Genomic DNA, 1,594 nt, shown 5'->3' with positions numbered 1-1,594 from the left:
GGCGGCCGGAACGGCAGCGGCGCAGGCGCGCCGCAGGCGGCGCAGATCGTGGCGGTCACGGAAGCGCCGCCGCCGCGAGACGCGGCGCGAGCCGGGCGAGCGCCGCATGGGCCGAGCGCACCGCCCCCTCCTGCCAGCCGTTGATCCAGGACATGTGTTCCCCCGCGAACAGCACCGGTCCGTCGCCGTCAAGCAGCGCGGGATAGGCGTCAGCCCGCCCCGCCGCGTCCCATTCCGCCCAGGCGCCGAGGCTGTACGGAACGTTCGGCCAGGCGACGGTCACGCCCCGCGTCAGCATGGGCGCCGCCCCGGGATGCAGGGCGTCGAGATCGGCCAGCGCCGCATCGAGCCGCGCCGCCGGTCGCCGGGCGGCGAAGCGCCCTCCGGCGTCGTCGTCCCAGACATAGGCGCCGACCAGGATGCCGTCCGGCTGGTGGATGCCCGCGCTCGGGTACCAGACCTGGGTGATGTCGCGCCGGGTCCACGAGATGCCGCCATAGATGCCCTCGTCCTCTTCCCAGAACCGGCGGGTCGCCTGGAACGCCGCCTTGCCGGCGGGCACGTAGGCGAGGCGCCCGATCGCGGCGCGGGTGGCGGGGGAGAAATCGGCAGGAATCCCGCGCAGGACCGGGAACGGCAGGGTGCAGATCACGTGCGCGGCCGTCATGGCGCGCGTGCCGGCGGCGTCGCGCAGCATCAGGCGGGTGCCGGTCCCCTCGCGCCGTATCGCCGTCACCTCGGTGCCGAACACGATGCGGCCCGCGAGCGCGCGGCCGAAGGCCTCGCCGATGCGGCCCATGCCGCCGGCCGGCTGGAGCATCGTCGGCGCCTGGTCGGGCAACTCGCCGAAGTTCGCCTTGTAGGCCCAGAAATCGGCGCGCAGCAGCTGCCGCAGGTCGAGCGGGGGCGCGGGCACACCGTCCCCGGGCCCGGCGCCGGGGGCGACCGTCCAGCCGCCACGGCCGGAGCCGCGATAGGTCATGTCGTGGTCCAGCGCGCCGAAGCCGCGCAGCATCTGGCGCAGCCGCACCAGATCCTCCTCCGTCACCTCGGCGGCCAGCGCGCCCTGATCGAGCGCCTTGGCGGCGAGTTCGGCGACGGTGCCGCGCAGCTGTGCGACGATGGCGCGGTTGCGCTGCCGCCGGCCGCCGAAGGCGCGGTCGTCCTGCATCCAGGCGGCGCGGTTGTCGTTGCTCATCACCTCCAGCGCGACGCCGAGCTGCCGGCAGTAGTCCAGGATGCCGGCGTGATGCCACGGCAGGCGGGCCGGTCCCGGGTTGAACCAGAGATGCGGCGCGCGGTCCCAGGCGACGGTCTGCCGGCTCGTGGTCTCCGTCACCGTGTCGCCGCCGCGCAGGGTCCAGTTGCGTCCGCCCGCGCGGTCGCGCGCCTCGATCACCAGCGGGTCATGCCCGGCGCGCAGCAGTTCGAGGGCGGCCACCATCCCGGCGATCCCGGCGCCGAGGATCACGACGCGCTGCCCGCTGCCCGCGGGCAACGCCGGCGGGCCGGCATAGGCCTCGGGCACCGCCAGCAATCCCATCGCCGCCATCGCGCGGTAGGCAGCACCCACGCCGCCCGCCCGCGCGACGCC

Annotated in this window: 1 protein-coding gene; it reads right to left on the bottom strand. The window is 75.6% G+C overall.

Annotated elements, in window-relative coordinates:
* Positions 1–55: 55 nt before the first annotated feature.
* Positions 56–1,594: flavin monoamine oxidase family protein (locus B8460_RS16550; RefSeq protein ID WP_048862718.1), on the bottom strand; the 1,539-nt coding region annotated here is incomplete at its 5' end.

The organism is Acidisphaera rubrifaciens HS-AP3 (assembly GCF_000964365.1).
GTDB classification, from domain to species: Bacteria; Pseudomonadota; Alphaproteobacteria; order Acetobacterales; family Acetobacteraceae; genus Acidisphaera; species Acidisphaera rubrifaciens.
This window is presented reverse-complemented; position numbering and strand designations above follow the sequence as displayed.